Source organism: Streptomyces sp. JH002 (assembly GCF_050916115.1).
Lineage (GTDB): Bacteria > Actinomycetota > Actinomycetes > Streptomycetales > Streptomycetaceae > Streptomyces > Streptomyces xiamenensis.
The window spans coordinates 3054052-3065961 of sequence record NZ_CP087989.1 but is presented as its reverse complement, the minus strand read 5'-3'; the positions used below and the strand labels follow the sequence as shown (position 1 = coordinate 3065961).

Sequence of the window (11910 nt, the reverse complement as noted above, 5' to 3'; positions counted from 1 at the left end):
TGCTGGTGTGGCCGTTGTCCTGCTGTGCGCGGTTGTGTGGCTGGTCAAAGCGTGAAACGGATCATCCTGTGCGTGTTTGTGGCGCGGGGCCCCGGGCCGCCGGCCGCCGGGGCGAAGACAGGAGGCGGGCCGGTGGGCCCGGGAGCCCAGTGGCCGGCATTGGCCGGCCGTTGGTGTGATCCGTAGCGGTGGCTGATGGGGCCATTGACGCCCATCTCCGCAAACAAGCGAAGGCGCGTGCCCAACACCCCACACCCCGCAAGGGGCCGAACACCCTCAACCCGGGAGAGCCTCCCCCGCGGCGAGAAGACCCAGCGGCGGCCAGCGCAACAATCCCCAGACCCGGAAGCCCTGCGCACAGACACCGGAGCACCCGGACCACCAACCGCCACCCCACCCCACCCCGCCGGCGACTGGTTCAGGAAGACCACACACCCCGGGCACCCCCACCGGCGCGGACCCCCACCCCACCCCGGGCCCGAAGGGACCTTGATGAAGTAGAGAAACTTGTACCGGGCCCTACCTCCCTGGAGCCAAGTACCAAAACGCCGGGACAGCCTCGTCATCCCCGAACGAGTGCGAGCTTTCACCGATCTGCTGCCACCCAAGACGCTCATAGAGCCGTATGGCGGCCTCATCCTTCGCCATAACATCAAGAAGAAGAGATAGTCCCTGCTCCTTGGCGAAATCGACAGCTGCTGCCACAAGCCTTTCTCCGATTGAGCGGCGCCTGGCATCAGGTGAGACAAATAGGCGCATCAAGAAGGCGGGATTATCTGCAGGCATTCGCCGCTCATGCAGAATGCCTTGCACTTCTTCCGTTGTTGCCGAACCGACCGCCACATGCCCAACGATGTGACCGTCTAGCTCCGCTACCCAGGCAGAAATCATCCCCGGCGCGTTGAGCCACTGCTCCGGCCGGTCGACGCCTTCCACCGGATATCCATCCGCTTCGTGCACGGTGACGAGAATCCTCGCAGCTTCGTTGAGGTCCTCCTCCCTGCGTGGCCGGACAGTGACCCCGTTGTGGCTTTCGGTGTCAAGCACTAGTCTCCTCAAGTTGCTCAACCGGGAAGTCGTAGAGAAGCCCTGTCCGGTCTGCGCGATGTACATAGCGTGTCACTTCAAAGGGCTCTTCTGCCTGGTCAAAGCTGGTGTGCAACACTTCGAGCACTGGTACGCCGGGAGGTAGCTGAAGCACAGCCGTTTCATCGGCCCCAGGCATCCGGGCGGTGACCTCGTCTCGTCCAGAGGTCATGACATGGCCAAGTTCTTCCAGCCGACCATAAATACCATTGGGCCCGGTCTTCTCTTCCATCAAAAGAGTTCCTTTTGCCTCTTCCCAGCGCAAATAAGTTGAGACAATCTGCACTGGTTCATCGTCGGCAAAATAGTGGTTCTCGCGATGCAAGACGCTTTGTTCGTCGGATTGCACCTTCAGTCGCTCCGCGACATCTTGCGGCGGCTTCTCTCGGGCAATACTTTCGACCTCAATGCGTGGCGTCTTTCCTTGCTTCTTGCATTCGAGCCGGAACGGAGTTAGCCCCGTGGCTCGATTCTTCATCGAGTAGCGATCGCCGCCGAACCGGAAGAGCTTTTGTTCCTCGCGAACGAAGACACCCTTTCCTTGCTTGGCGGTGACAAGCCCTTGCTCAGCAAGAAGACGAATAGCTTCCCGCGCGGTGTTCCGGGCAGTCTCGTACTTCTCCGCAATCTTGCGCTCCGAGGGAAGCTTGTCCCCCGGCTTGATCTCTCCCGCCGCGATCGCGCGCCTGAACTCCTCGGCGATGCGCCGGCTCGGCAGCTCGTGTCTGTCTCCTGACTCCTCCATGACTCCAGCTTACAACTGGCTCAAGCCACTGGCTTGACGACTTCCGGACGGGATGCTCTACTGGCTTAAGCCACCACTGGCTCAAGCCAGTGAACACTCGGCCCGTGAAGGGGTATGTCTGCCATGGCATCGTTCAAGATCGATCTTTCGACCGCTGTTGTATTCGTCGCGACGGCGCCGGCTCCGAAGATGGTGAACAAGAAGACGGGTGAGGTCGCGGTGGATGCCGAGACCGGCGCCAAGATGATGACCGTGGGCCTGCTGGTCTCGGATGAGGGTCAGGGTGACCTGTACCAGGTGAGCGTCCCGGAGACGGGGATCTCCGATGACCTGACTCCGGGTATCCCGGTGGCGGTTACCGCTCTGCGGGCGCGGGACTGGGAGAACGAGTTCAACGGTCAGAAGCGTCACGGGATCGCGTTCCGCGCGATGGCGATCACCCGGGTGGGCTGAGATGGGTGTCCTGTTGACCTCGGCTATCGCGGTCGCTGGCGGGGTGGGCTTACTGCGGTGGCGCCGGCCGGCCTGGTACTGGCTGGGCTGCGGCGGTGTGATCGCTTCGGTGAAGGTCCGGGCCCGGTTCGGGTCGGTCATGGAAGCCTGCCAGCTCGTGGTTGCTCCGACTCGTCTTCGGATGACGGTGGCCCGGATGACGAAGCAGGCGGTGCCGGCTCCCCGGGTTCCGAAGCTGGGACGGATCCGGATTACCCGCACCGGGCTTGTCCTTCGGGTGAAGCTCCGCCCGGGGCAGGATGCCTTCGACTTCTCTGCCGCCGCCGATCGTCTGCGGCACTCGTTCGGGATGCAGCAGGTGACCACGCGGGAGATCCGCGCGGGTCTGATCGAACTACGGATGACCGGCTATGACGTGCTGCGGCGGGTGCAGATGCCGCGGGTGAAGCCGGCTGAGGGCCTGCGGATTCCGATGGCGCTGAGCGAGGATGGCTCGGTCTTCTACCGGGACTACCGGCAGGTTCCCCACGCCCTGAACCTGGGCGCGACGCAGTCGGGGAAGTCGGTCTACCAGCGGCGGCTCGTGATGGAGCTTGCCAAGCTCCCGAAGGTGGCCCTGGTGGGCATTGACTGTAAGCAAGGTGTCGAACAGGCGCCGCTCGCCCGCCGGTTCTCCGCGCTGGTGGACAACCCGGATGACGCCCTGGATCTGCTGAACGCCCTGCTCGATCGCATGGCCGGCATCTATCAGACCATCCGCAGTGAACAGCGCATCAGCGCCGACATCCCCGACGCTGACATCACCTCCGACATCTGGGGTCTGCCTGAGGACAAGCGGCCCGTTCCGGTGATCCTCGTGGTGGATGAGGTCGCGGAGCTGTCGTTGGTCGCGTCGAAAGAGGATGAGAAGCAACGCGATCAGATCGTGACCGCCCTCGTCCGGCTGGGTCAGCTCGGCCGGGCCGCCGGTATCTATCTGGAGGTCTGCGGCCAGCGGTTCGGTGCCGACCTCGGCAAGGGCATCACCACGCTGCGGGCACAGCTCACTGGCCGGGTCTCCCACCGAGTCAACGATGAAGGCTCGGCGAAGATGGCCTTCGGCGACATCGCCCCCGGCGCCGTGACCGCGGCCATGCAGATCTCACCCGACCGCCCCGGCACGGCGATAGCCGCTAACGCCTCCGGCGGATGGGTTCAGATCCGCACCCCGCTGTCCTCCATGCGCGACGCTGCGAACGTCTGCAACGAACACGCACACCTCACCCCGGACATTCCTGAACTGGCCCGCTGGCGCCCCGCCGTAGCCGGCGTCTCCCTCGCCAAGGCTGCCGTGCCGAACGTCACCGAAGCGGCCTGACGAAATCCCGCAACACCGTTGGTGTGACAGGTAATTCACACCGGGTCCCTACCTCCGCCATGCCGAAATTAGGCTCCCAGTGCCAGGAAGGTTGATCGCGATGACTTCCCGAAAAGCTGCAACAGAGAAACCTGACAAGTCGTGCCCGGAGTGTCAGGACAAGGGACAGACGACTTACCCGGTTCTCGTCGGACGAAAGAAGAGCCAGCGCCGCGAGGTAGGTCAGCAACTCGGCTGGTGCATTACCTGCGGCGGCACCGGGATCGTTCCGAATCAGTGAGTCGAAACACCCCCGCTGTGGGGTGTCTGCGGGAGTTGGCCTACCCGTACTGAGGTGACAGGCCAAGAAAAGGAGGTGTTACCGATGAATTCGACCGTTGATATCAGGGCTCTTCGCCGTACGAATGGCATTCTGACCGCCGGCACCTGGCTGCTGACGGCCGGGGTGGTGTCGTACTCGCTGACTACGGCTGCCGCATTCGTTGAGGGCTATTCCCGCTGGGAGCTTGGCGGGATCGTTCTGGCACTCATGGTCGATCTGGCCTTTGTGATGAGTCTCCAGGCGGACGCCGTTCTTGCCCGCCATGACGTTACTGATCTGGGTGCCTGGCCGGCCGCGTTCCGCTGGTTCACCGGGGCAGCCTGTGTCTTCCTCAACACCTGGTACTACGTGCAACGCGGAGACGTTATCGGGGTGGCAGTCCATCTGATCGCCCCCACGCTGCTTCTGCTGCTGTCTGAAGTGGCGCCGGTCTATCGCCGTGCCATGGCCCGCGTCATCGCCGGCCACACGGCCCCCGGACCTGCCCCGGCGCCCCCGGCCCGGGAGGTGGTCACCCTCGACCGCGAACCCGACGCTGACCCGGAACCCGAAGCGGTCACCGAGGTTCCCCGGGTCGCTGAGATCGCCACCGTGGAGGCTCCCAAGCCGGCTCCTGCTCCCGCTGTCGCCGTGCCGCCGGCCCTGGTCGCTCACGCCCAACGGATGGCCGACACGCACAAAGCGAATACGGGTCTCTCCATGGATGCCGAAACCCTGCGGGCCCAACTGAACATTCCGGCTTCCATGGCCGACTCTATCGCCGCTCAAATCACCTGAATCTCGAAAGGATGTTGATCATGTCCCGTATTCGTCGCCTGCGCCGTACCGGACCTGTATCGATCGGAATCGCTCGTGACAGTCGCACTGGCCGCAATGGCGTTGTAGCCGCGTGCACGAACGATGACTGTGGCTGGTCCGCGAACTTCGCCACTCAGGAAGCCGCCGAACTCGCCGCACAAGACCACCGCTGCTCAGTCCGCTGAATCCCTTCAAGGAAGTGAATCCCATGCACTTCAACGATCACCAGCACATTGGCCACCTGACCCACATTCAGCCTGAATTCTCGCAGAATCCTGAGGCGGTTCCGGTCCCGGTGCAGTCCGCGCAGATCTGCGGCTGCCAGCATGACCCCTTCCCCGCCCCGGTATCGGCCCGGCCGCAGATACACATCTCCACGGGTGGTGTGGTCGTGGTTGTCCTCGGCGGGGTATTCCTCACTGTCACTATCGGCGTGATCCTGACTTCGCTCCTGCTGACCGTTGCCATTGTGGCCGGCGCCCTCGCGATGGTCGCTTTCGCCATGGCGCTGGTCGCCATGTCCATCAAGTCGATGTCCAAGGATCAGCAGCAGAGCCCGAACGCCCCCGCTCCGCGTAAGTTCCTCCGCTGAACACGAAGAAAGGAAGAATCCCGATGAGCTTCTTCGGCCGCAAGAAGAATGAACCCCCGGCGACCAATTCGGAGATGGTGGAACTCGGCCGCGAATTCGCAATCGCCCGCCGTCACCGTGACCGTAAGACCGTGAATCGCATCACGCGTCAGCTCGGCGCCGACAGCGCCAACCTCACCGACACCGACCGTTCCTCGTTCGAAGCCGGCCAGCGCTCGTACGACGAGGTTCCCGCCATCCCCCGGCCGCGTCGCAATCGCCGTCGCTGACCGACCCTCCGGGGCGGCACCGATACCGCCAAGCATCCGCTGCCCCGGGGGGCCCTCCCTCCCATTCCGAGATCGCCGAAAGGAACACTCCCGATGGACTTACCCGCACTCGCCGCCGCCGTTCCGCTCGCCGGCTGGGCCCTGCACAGCTCCGTACTCACCCACCGGCTGAACTCCGCCCGCCGTGACCCGCTGACTGGGCTCCACACCCGCGCCGGCTGGACTGCCCGCGCTGAACGCCTCGTCCGCCGCCCCGCCGCTCTCGTCCTGCTTGTTGATCTCGACGGCTTCAAGCTCCTGAACGACCACTACGGACACCCGGCCGGCGACGCCGCACTGACCGCCGCCGCCTTCCGGCTCTCGGCCTGGTGCGGACAGCACGGGATCGCCGGACGCCTGGGCGGAGACGAGTTCGTTGCCGTGCTCACCGATCTGAACCGCACCCCCGGGCTGACCTCGCTCACCAGTGCCCTGCACACCCCGGTCCCGTACGGGGATCTTCTCCTGCCACTGGCTGCCTCGATTGGCACCTGTGCCGTCGCCGATCTCCCCGTACCCACCCTTACCGATGCCCTCGCCGCCGCCGACGCATCCATGTACGCGGCCAAGGGCCACAGCAGCCGAAACCGCCACTGACCGACCCTCCGGGGCAGCCCGATACCGCCAAGCATCCGCTGCCCCGGGGGCCCTCCCTCCACGAACCGAAACCGATCCGAGAAGGAAATCCATCATGCCTCAGACCCACTCCACGCTGTCTGCCGTTTGCTCGAACTGCGCCGGCTTCAACACCGTTGTCATCACCACTGGCAACCGCCTCCCGGACGGCACCCGCGAGACCATCACCGTTGCCTGCCCCTGCACCACCGCCGCTGCCCGGACCTCCCGCACGGCGGTGACCCGGTGAAGTTCCTCGACTGGGGTCACCCCTCCCACTTCGACCACTCCGGAGACAAGCCGTGTGTTCTGTGCGGTGGCCTGACTCCTCTGCGCTCCGACAAGGGCAAGCCCGTCCACAAGACGTGCGCCGAAGCCTGGCTGGAAGCACACCCGGCGAAGGAGGCACAGCGATGACCTTCCTTCCTATCTCCTCCATTCCTCGGGTTCTGGATCTCTTCTCCTGCTCGGGGGGAGCGGGCTGGGGGTATCACCTGGCCGGCTACGCCGTTGACGGCTGCGACATCGCCGAACGCCCTCGCTACCCCTTCCCGTACCACCGAGGTGATGCTCTCGAATACCTCCGCCGGCTGATCGACACCGGCGACATCGCGCGGTACTGCCTTGTACATGCCTCACCTCCCTGCCAGGCAGGATGTGCCCTCACCGTCGGCACGAATCGGTCCCGGGGTTGGGGTGGCACCCATGAAGACCTCGTCGCCGCCACCCGCACTCTGCTCGACCTGACCGGCCTTCCGTACGTCATGGAACAGCCGAACGGTCGCGCGGAGATCCGCAAGGACATCACCTTGTGCGGCGAGATGTTCGGCCTCGGCGTCGTGCGACACCGCAACTTCGAACTCGGTCGGTGGGCAACCCTCAAGCCGGCACACCCCAAGCACCGGGGTCCTGTACGCGGCTGGCGCCATGGTGTCTTCCACGACGGTCCCTATGTGGCTGCCTACGGCTCTGGCGGAGGTAAGGCCACCGTCGCCGAGATGCAGTCCGCCATGGGCATCACCTGGACCGATGTGCACGACGAACTCACCGAAGCGATCCCCCCGGCCTACACCAAGTGGATCGGCACCGCGTTCCGCACCTCCCGACAGGAGGTCTTCGCGTGACCCACACCGCCCCCACGGCGGTCCCGGACCCGATCACCCTCGGCGACGCATTGAGGGTGGCCGGGTCCCCCGGGTTCGACCGCTGGAAAGACCAGATCCGCCGCACCGGAGGATGCGCCCAACCCATCCACCTGCGCGGCTGGACCACCACCACCGACCGCGCAACCGGAACCGTCCTCCACGAGTACTCGACCGCTGCTGAACCCGGGGGACGCCTGCGCATCGCCTGCGGCAACCGCCGCGCCTCCCGCTGCCCCTCCTGCGCCTACACCTACGCCGGGGACACCTTCCACCTCATCCGGGCCGGGCTCACCGGAGACGAACGCAAGAACGTCCCCACCTCGGTACGCGCGCATCCGAAGGTGTTCGCCACGCTGACCGCCCCGTCCTTCGGGGCCGTCCACAACCGGCCCGGAAACCGGCCGTGCCGCTGCGGCACCCACCACGCCGATACCTCGCCCGTGCTGGGGACGCCGATCGATCCGGACGGATACGACTACGCCGGCGCTGTGCTGTTCAACAACCACGCCGGGGACCTGTGGCGGCGCTTCACCAACCGCCTCCGCCGAGAGATCGCCGCCCGCGCCGGACTCACCCAGACCGCCATGCGGGAAGTCGCCCGGGTGTCCTTTGGCAAGGTCGCCGAGTTCCAGCGCCGGGGAGCGATCCACTTCCACGCCATCATCCGCATCGACGGCCCGGACGGCCCCGACACTGCCCCGCCGACATGGGCAACGGTCCAGCTCCTCACCGACTCCATCCGCGCCGCCACGGTCCACGCCTACACCTCGATCACCATTCCGGCCGCTCCGGGCTACTCGGCTCGTGTCCTGCGCTGGGGCACCCAAGTGGACGTGCGCCCCATCGGCACAGACGAAGGGGAGGAACTCACAGAACAGGCGGTGGCCTCCTACCTCGCCAAGTACGCCACCAAAGCAGCCGAGACAACCGGGACGCTTGACCGCCGGATCGGGGAACTGGGCGAACTCGACCGCCACGACTTGCCCGACCACACCCGCCGCATCATCACTGCCTGCAAAGACCTCGACCCCCACTACCCCGCCCGCCGGCTATGGGCCTGGGCTCACATGCTCGGCTTCCGGGGCCACTTCTCCACCAAGAGCCGGTCCTACTCGACCACCCTGGGCGCCCTCCGGCAGGCACGCGCTGACTACCGCTCACGCCAGCAAGCCCACGAACACGGCCACCCCGAACCCAATCAGGAAACCACGCTCGTCCTCGCCGACTGGACCTACGCCGGACAGGGTCACAGCCCCGGTGAATCCTGGCTCGCCGAATCCATCGCCACCAGCATCCGCGACAGCCGGCGAACCGCACGTGAACTGCGAGCCGAACTCGACTCAGAGGGGGACTGGTGACCATGGAACGACTGCTGTCCGTGGACGAGGTTGCTGCGGTGCTCGGCACGACTGCCCGATTTCCTCGACGGTTGATCGCCGAACGACGGATCACCTTCGTCAAGGTCGGTCGCCATGTGCGCATCCCGGAAAGCGCGGTGAACACCTTCATCACGACCAACACGGTGGAGCCTGTTCGCCGCCGTTCTCGGTACAGGAGGGCTGTTTGATGGGAAACAACAAGGGCTCCCGTCGGCGGTTCGGGGCCGTCCGCCAGTACCGCTCGGGGCGATGGACTGCCAGCTACCTGGGAACCGATGGTCAAGAACACCGTTCCCCGGGGACGTTTGCGACTAAGACCGACGCGGAAATCTGGCTGTCGCAGGTTGAGGCCGACCTTAGTCGTGGCGACTGGCGGGACCCGAACGCCGGCGCGGTGAACTTCGGTGACTACGCGGCTGAGTGGGTGGAGGATCGGGAGATCTCGCCGACTACGGATGAGTTGTACCGGCGGCTGCTGCGGCTGCACCTCCTGCCGACCTTCGGAAATCAAGATCTGGATCAGATCACCGCGCCGAAGGTCCGTGCTTGGCGTACGGAGCGGAAGAAGGCCACCGGGGCAACGACGGTTGCCAAGTCCTATCGGCTGTTGAAGGCCATCCTGGAGACCGCTACCGAGGACGAGTTGATCCGCCGGAACCCGTGCCGGATCAAGGGCGCGGGGAAGGAATCCCCGAAGGAGCGGCCGACCGCCACCGTGGCCCAGATCGACGCCATGGCGGATGCCATGGGGCCGCGCTGGCGGCTGTTCGTTCTCCTGGGCACGTACGGGCCGATGCGTCCTGAGGAGCTGGCGGAGCTGCGGCGCTCGGATGTGGCGATGAACGCCGAGGAAGCCGCGGAGTTGTTCGGGCCGGATGACGAACCTGGTGATGCACCGCTGTTGGGTGTGTGGGTGCGTCGGGCCGCGCCGGAGTTGAGCACTGGTGAGCGGGTGGTCGGCGATCCGAAGTCGAAGGCGGGGAAGCGGTTCATCGTGCTGCCCGCGTTCCTGGAGAAGGACCTTCGTCGGCACCTCGATTGGTACGCGCAGGAGGGCCCGGACGGGCTGTTGTTCGTGGGGGAGCGTGGTGCGCCGTTCCGGCGTTCGACCTTTGGGCGGAAGTGGCGTCGGGCCCTGGTCGTCGCCGGGCTGCCGAAGGGGTTCCGGTACTACGACACCCGACACACCGGCCACAACGTCTCGACCCGCAGCGGGGCGACCCTTAAGGACACCATGGTTCGCGCCGGTCAGTCCTCGGAGAAGGCAGCCATGATCTATCAGCACTCCGAGGTTGAGCGACAGAGGGAGGTCGCCGCCGGTATCGATGCCAGTGTGCGGGCGGCTCGGGCGAGGGCTTCTGGTGCGCTTCTGGTGCGGAAGCCTTAGCGGATTCGAACACGACGAAGGCCCAGTTCGGGGAGTGTGTCCCTGACCTGGGCCTTCGTTGCAAGAGCGGGCGACGAGAATCGAACTCGCGCTCTGAGCTTGGGAAGCTCATGTTCTACCATTAAACTACGCCCGCCGGGAGCTGGAGCTAGTTTAGCGCATCCTGGGAGTGGCTGGGGACGGGTGTCGGAGGGATCCCTTAGGGTGGCCGCGTTGTCGGCGTCTGGAGGGGTCTCTTTGCAGGTCACCGTTGTCCGTTGTGCCGAGGGGCACGTGTTCGCCGCGCCCCGTTTTCCCCTGCGGCAGCTGCGTCGTGAGCGGATCGGGCCCGCGAGGTTGCTGAGGTGTCCGCGGTGCGGGCGGCTGCGCAGTGCCGTGCCCGTCTCAGACCTGGGTGCGGTGGAAGTTCAGGTATGACCGGGAAGGGGTCGGCCCGCGCTGGTTCTGGTAGCGGGAGCCGACCCCGCTCGATCCGTAGGGGTGTTCGGACGGCGAGGTCAGCCGGAACATGCACAGCTGGCCGATCTTCATGCCGGGCCACAGCTTGATCGGGAGCGTCGCCACGTTGGACAGCTCCAGCGTCACATGGCCCGAGAAGCCCGGGTCGATGAAGCCGGCCGTCGAGTGGGTGAGCAGCCCGAGGCGTCCGAGGGAGCTTTTGCCCTCCAGCCGGGAGGCCACATCCTCGGGGAGCGAGACCACCTCGTACGTCGAGGCGAGGACGAACTCCCCGGGGTGCAGGATGAACGGCTCGTCGCCGGCCGGCTCGATCACGCGGGTCAGGTCGGGCTGCTCGACCGAGGGGTCGATGTGGGGGTAGCGGTGGTTCTCGAACACCCGGAAGTAGCGGTCGAGCCGCACGTCGATGCTGGAGGGCTGCACCATCGACGGATCGAAGGGGTCGATCCGTACCCGTCCGGCGTCGATTTCCGTCCGGATGTCCTTGTCTGAGAGAAGCACCCCCGAAGGCTACAGCGTCACAGCGTGCCCAGCTTCACCAGCATCAGCAGCGACATCAGCTGGATGGCCGACGCCGCCAGGGCGCGCGGCCAGGGGAGTTCGTGGGAGCGGGACACCATCAGCGTGAACAGCGCGCCCGCGAACAGCCAGGTCGCCCAGCCCAGTATCTGCACCACCGGGCTGGCCCCGCCGACGAAGATGGCCACCGCCAGGCGCGGCACATCGGTGAGCGCCATGATGAGCATCGCCAGGCCGGTGGTCGGCGCCCACAGTCCGTTGCCGCCGAACTGCCGGGCCAGGTTGTGGGTCACCGTCGACAGCAGCAGTGAGCCGAGCACCATGGCGACCCCGGTGATCAGCAGGTAGATCACCGCGTTGGAGACCGTGGTGTTGAGTATGTCCTCGCGCGCCTTGTCGAGGCCGAAGACCGCCACCGATCCGTACAGGAAGGTGACGATCAGGGCCGGGCCCCACATGGGGTAGTCCCGCATCCGCCAGAACGTGGGCTCCGGCCGCAGGAGGACCGCCGGCAGCAGTTCCTTCCAGTGCAGGGGGGGCTGAGGGGGCTCGGGTGGCGGTTCGGTCGGATCCGCCGCGCCGTAGCCGTATCCCTGGTGCTGGTTCCCGCCGCCGTCGTCGTAGTACGGATCGGGGACCGGCTGCTGGTACGGATACGGCTGCTGCGGATCTTGCTCGCGCTTCCTTCGTTGTCCGGGCACAAGTACGAACGTACCCCCTCCCGGCGGTCTTCCGGACCCGGTCC

Annotated in this window: 17 protein-coding genes, 1 tRNA gene and 1 other RNA gene; 14 read left to right on the top strand and 5 right to left on the bottom strand. The window is 65.8% G+C overall.

The features are described 5' to 3' along the window. Positions 1-519 precede the first annotated feature (519 nt). Entirely contained in the window at positions 520-1047 is a 528-nt protein-coding gene (locus tag H7827_RS13915; protein WP_432745414.1) for a GNAT family N-acetyltransferase, read from the bottom strand. Next, positions 1040-1831 (bottom strand): GntR family transcriptional regulator, encoded by a 792-nt coding sequence (locus H7827_RS13910; protein WP_432745412.1) that lies wholly within the window; start codon positions 1829-1831, stop codon positions 1040-1042. Before H7827_RS13910 ends, H7827_RS13915 begins: the two co-directional genes overlap by 8 nt. Positions 1832-1954: 123 nt before the next feature. On the opposite strand from H7827_RS13910, the gene H7827_RS13905 reads away from it, so the two are divergent. The 13 genes from H7827_RS13905 to H7827_RS13845 all read left to right on the top strand — a co-directional run bounded on the left by H7827_RS13905 (position 1955) and on the right by H7827_RS13845 (position 10187). After that, complete coding sequence (locus H7827_RS13905) at positions 1955-2284, top strand: hypothetical protein (protein WP_432745410.1); 330 nt, start codon at positions 1955-1957, stop codon at positions 2282-2284. Between the two features lies 1 nt (position 2285). Next, the gene (locus tag H7827_RS13900; RefSeq protein WP_432745408.1) at positions 2286-3641 is read left to right on the top strand and encodes an FtsK/SpoIIIE domain-containing protein; all 1356 of its coding nucleotides are present in this window, start codon (positions 2286-2288) and stop codon (positions 3639-3641) included. 279 nt (positions 3642-3920) lie between these two features. Then, positions 3921-3988: hammerhead ribozyme type II (locus H7827_RS13895), an RNA gene on the top strand. A 17-nt stretch (positions 3989-4005) separates the two neighbouring features. Further along, positions 4006-4740, top strand: a complete 735-nt coding sequence (locus H7827_RS13890; protein WP_432745406.1) for a hypothetical protein — start codon at positions 4006-4008, stop codon at positions 4738-4740. An 11-nt stretch (positions 4741-4751) separates the two neighbouring features. Continuing rightward, positions 4752-4946, top strand: a complete 195-nt coding sequence (locus H7827_RS13885) for a mobile element transfer protein (protein ID WP_432745404.1) — start codon at positions 4752-4754, stop codon at positions 4944-4946. A gap of 23 nt (positions 4947-4969) precedes the next feature. After that, positions 4970-5353 carry a hypothetical protein gene (locus H7827_RS13880; protein WP_432745402.1) on the top strand — a complete coding sequence of 128 codons (384 nt, stop codon included), beginning with the start codon at positions 4970-4972 and terminating at the stop codon, positions 5351-5353. 23 nt (positions 5354-5376) lie between these two features. Continuing rightward, a complete protein-coding gene (locus H7827_RS13875) occupies positions 5377-5622 on the top strand; it encodes a hypothetical protein (RefSeq protein ID WP_432745400.1) in 246 nt (81 codons plus the stop codon). A 93-nt stretch (positions 5623-5715) separates the two neighbouring features. Then, entirely contained in the window at positions 5716-6258 is a 543-nt protein-coding gene (locus H7827_RS13870; RefSeq protein WP_432745398.1) for a GGDEF domain-containing protein, read from the top strand. 94 nt (positions 6259-6352) lie between these two features. Further along, on the top strand, positions 6353-6526 hold the full coding sequence (locus H7827_RS13865; RefSeq protein ID WP_432745396.1) for a hypothetical protein: 174 nt from the start codon (positions 6353-6355) through the stop codon (positions 6524-6526). Between the two features lie 163 nt (positions 6527-6689). Continuing rightward, the gene (locus tag H7827_RS13860) at positions 6690-7400 is read left to right on the top strand and encodes a DNA methylase (protein WP_432745394.1); all 711 of its coding nucleotides are present in this window, start codon (positions 6690-6692) and stop codon (positions 7398-7400) included. Next, on the top strand, positions 7397-8779 hold the full coding sequence (gene repSA / locus H7827_RS13855; protein ID WP_432745392.1) for a replication initiator protein RepSA: 1383 nt from the start codon (positions 7397-7399) through the stop codon (positions 8777-8779). Before H7827_RS13860 ends, repSA begins: the two co-directional genes overlap by 4 nt. Before the next feature lie 2 nt (positions 8780-8781). Continuing rightward, complete coding sequence (locus H7827_RS13850; protein WP_432745390.1) at positions 8782-8988, top strand: excisionase family DNA-binding protein; 207 nt, start codon at positions 8782-8784, stop codon at positions 8986-8988. Beyond that, positions 8988-10187 (top strand): tyrosine-type recombinase/integrase, encoded by a 1200-nt coding sequence (locus H7827_RS13845; RefSeq protein WP_432745388.1) that lies wholly within the window; start codon positions 8988-8990, stop codon positions 10185-10187. The genes H7827_RS13850 and H7827_RS13845 overlap by 1 nt, the downstream gene beginning before the upstream one ends. A gap of 65 nt (positions 10188-10252) precedes the next feature. Here H7827_RS13845 and H7827_RS13840 read toward each other — a convergent pair. After that, positions 10253-10323 (bottom strand) — tRNA-Gly (locus H7827_RS13840). A 77-nt stretch (positions 10324-10400) separates the two neighbouring features. Here H7827_RS13840 and H7827_RS13835 point away from each other — a divergent pair. Beyond that, entirely contained in the window at positions 10401-10604 is a 204-nt protein-coding gene (locus H7827_RS13835) for a hypothetical protein (protein ID WP_432052361.1), read from the top strand. Here the strand turns inward: H7827_RS13835 and dcd are convergent. Together dcd and H7827_RS13825 are read right to left on the bottom strand one after the other, a co-directional pair. Continuing rightward, positions 10572-11147, bottom strand: coding sequence for a dCTP deaminase (gene dcd, locus H7827_RS13830; RefSeq protein WP_030733001.1), 576 nt, complete (start codon positions 11145-11147; stop codon positions 10572-10574). The genes H7827_RS13835 and dcd overlap by 33 nt on opposite strands. A gap of 17 nt (positions 11148-11164) precedes the next feature. Further along, on the bottom strand, positions 11165-11866 hold the full coding sequence (locus H7827_RS13825; protein ID WP_375877996.1) for a Yip1 family protein: 702 nt from the start codon (positions 11864-11866) through the stop codon (positions 11165-11167). Between the last annotated feature and the right edge of the window lie 44 nt (positions 11867-11910).

What these genes read in the sequence shown, in the direction of transcription:
- H7827_RS13850 (WP_432745390.1), top strand. Translation starts at nt 8,782, where the DNA reads ATGGAACGACTGCTGTCCGTGGACGAGGTTGCTGCGGTGCTCGGCACG.
- H7827_RS13870 (WP_432745398.1), top strand. Translation starts at nt 5,716, where the DNA reads ATGGACTTACCCGCACTCGCCGCCGCCGTTCCGCTCGCCGGCTGGGCC.
- H7827_RS13865 (WP_432745396.1), top strand. Translation starts at nt 6,353, where the DNA reads ATGCCTCAGACCCACTCCACGCTGTCTGCCGTTTGCTCGAACTGCGCC.
- H7827_RS13905 (WP_432745410.1), top strand. Translation starts at nt 1,955, where the DNA reads ATGGCATCGTTCAAGATCGATCTTTCGACCGCTGTTGTATTCGTCGCG.
- H7827_RS13860 (WP_432745394.1), top strand. Translation starts at nt 6,690, where the DNA reads ATGACCTTCCTTCCTATCTCCTCCATTCCTCGGGTTCTGGATCTCTTC.
- H7827_RS13875 (WP_432745400.1), top strand. Translation starts at nt 5,377, where the DNA reads ATGAGCTTCTTCGGCCGCAAGAAGAATGAACCCCCGGCGACCAATTCG.
- H7827_RS13880 (WP_432745402.1), top strand. Translation starts at nt 4,970, where the DNA reads ATGCACTTCAACGATCACCAGCACATTGGCCACCTGACCCACATTCAG.
- H7827_RS13885 (WP_432745404.1), top strand. Translation starts at nt 4,752, where the DNA reads ATGTTGATCATGTCCCGTATTCGTCGCCTGCGCCGTACCGGACCTGTA.
- H7827_RS13900 (WP_432745408.1), top strand. Translation starts at nt 2,286, where the DNA reads ATGGGTGTCCTGTTGACCTCGGCTATCGCGGTCGCTGGCGGGGTGGGC.
- H7827_RS13910 (WP_432745412.1), bottom strand. Translation starts at nt 1,831, where the DNA reads ATGGAGGAGTCAGGAGACAGACACGAGCTGCCGAGCCGGCGCATCGCC.
- H7827_RS13890 (WP_432745406.1), top strand. Translation starts at nt 4,006, where the DNA reads ATGAATTCGACCGTTGATATCAGGGCTCTTCGCCGTACGAATGGCATT.
- H7827_RS13845 (WP_432745388.1), top strand. Translation starts at nt 8,988, where the DNA reads ATGGGAAACAACAAGGGCTCCCGTCGGCGGTTCGGGGCCGTCCGCCAG.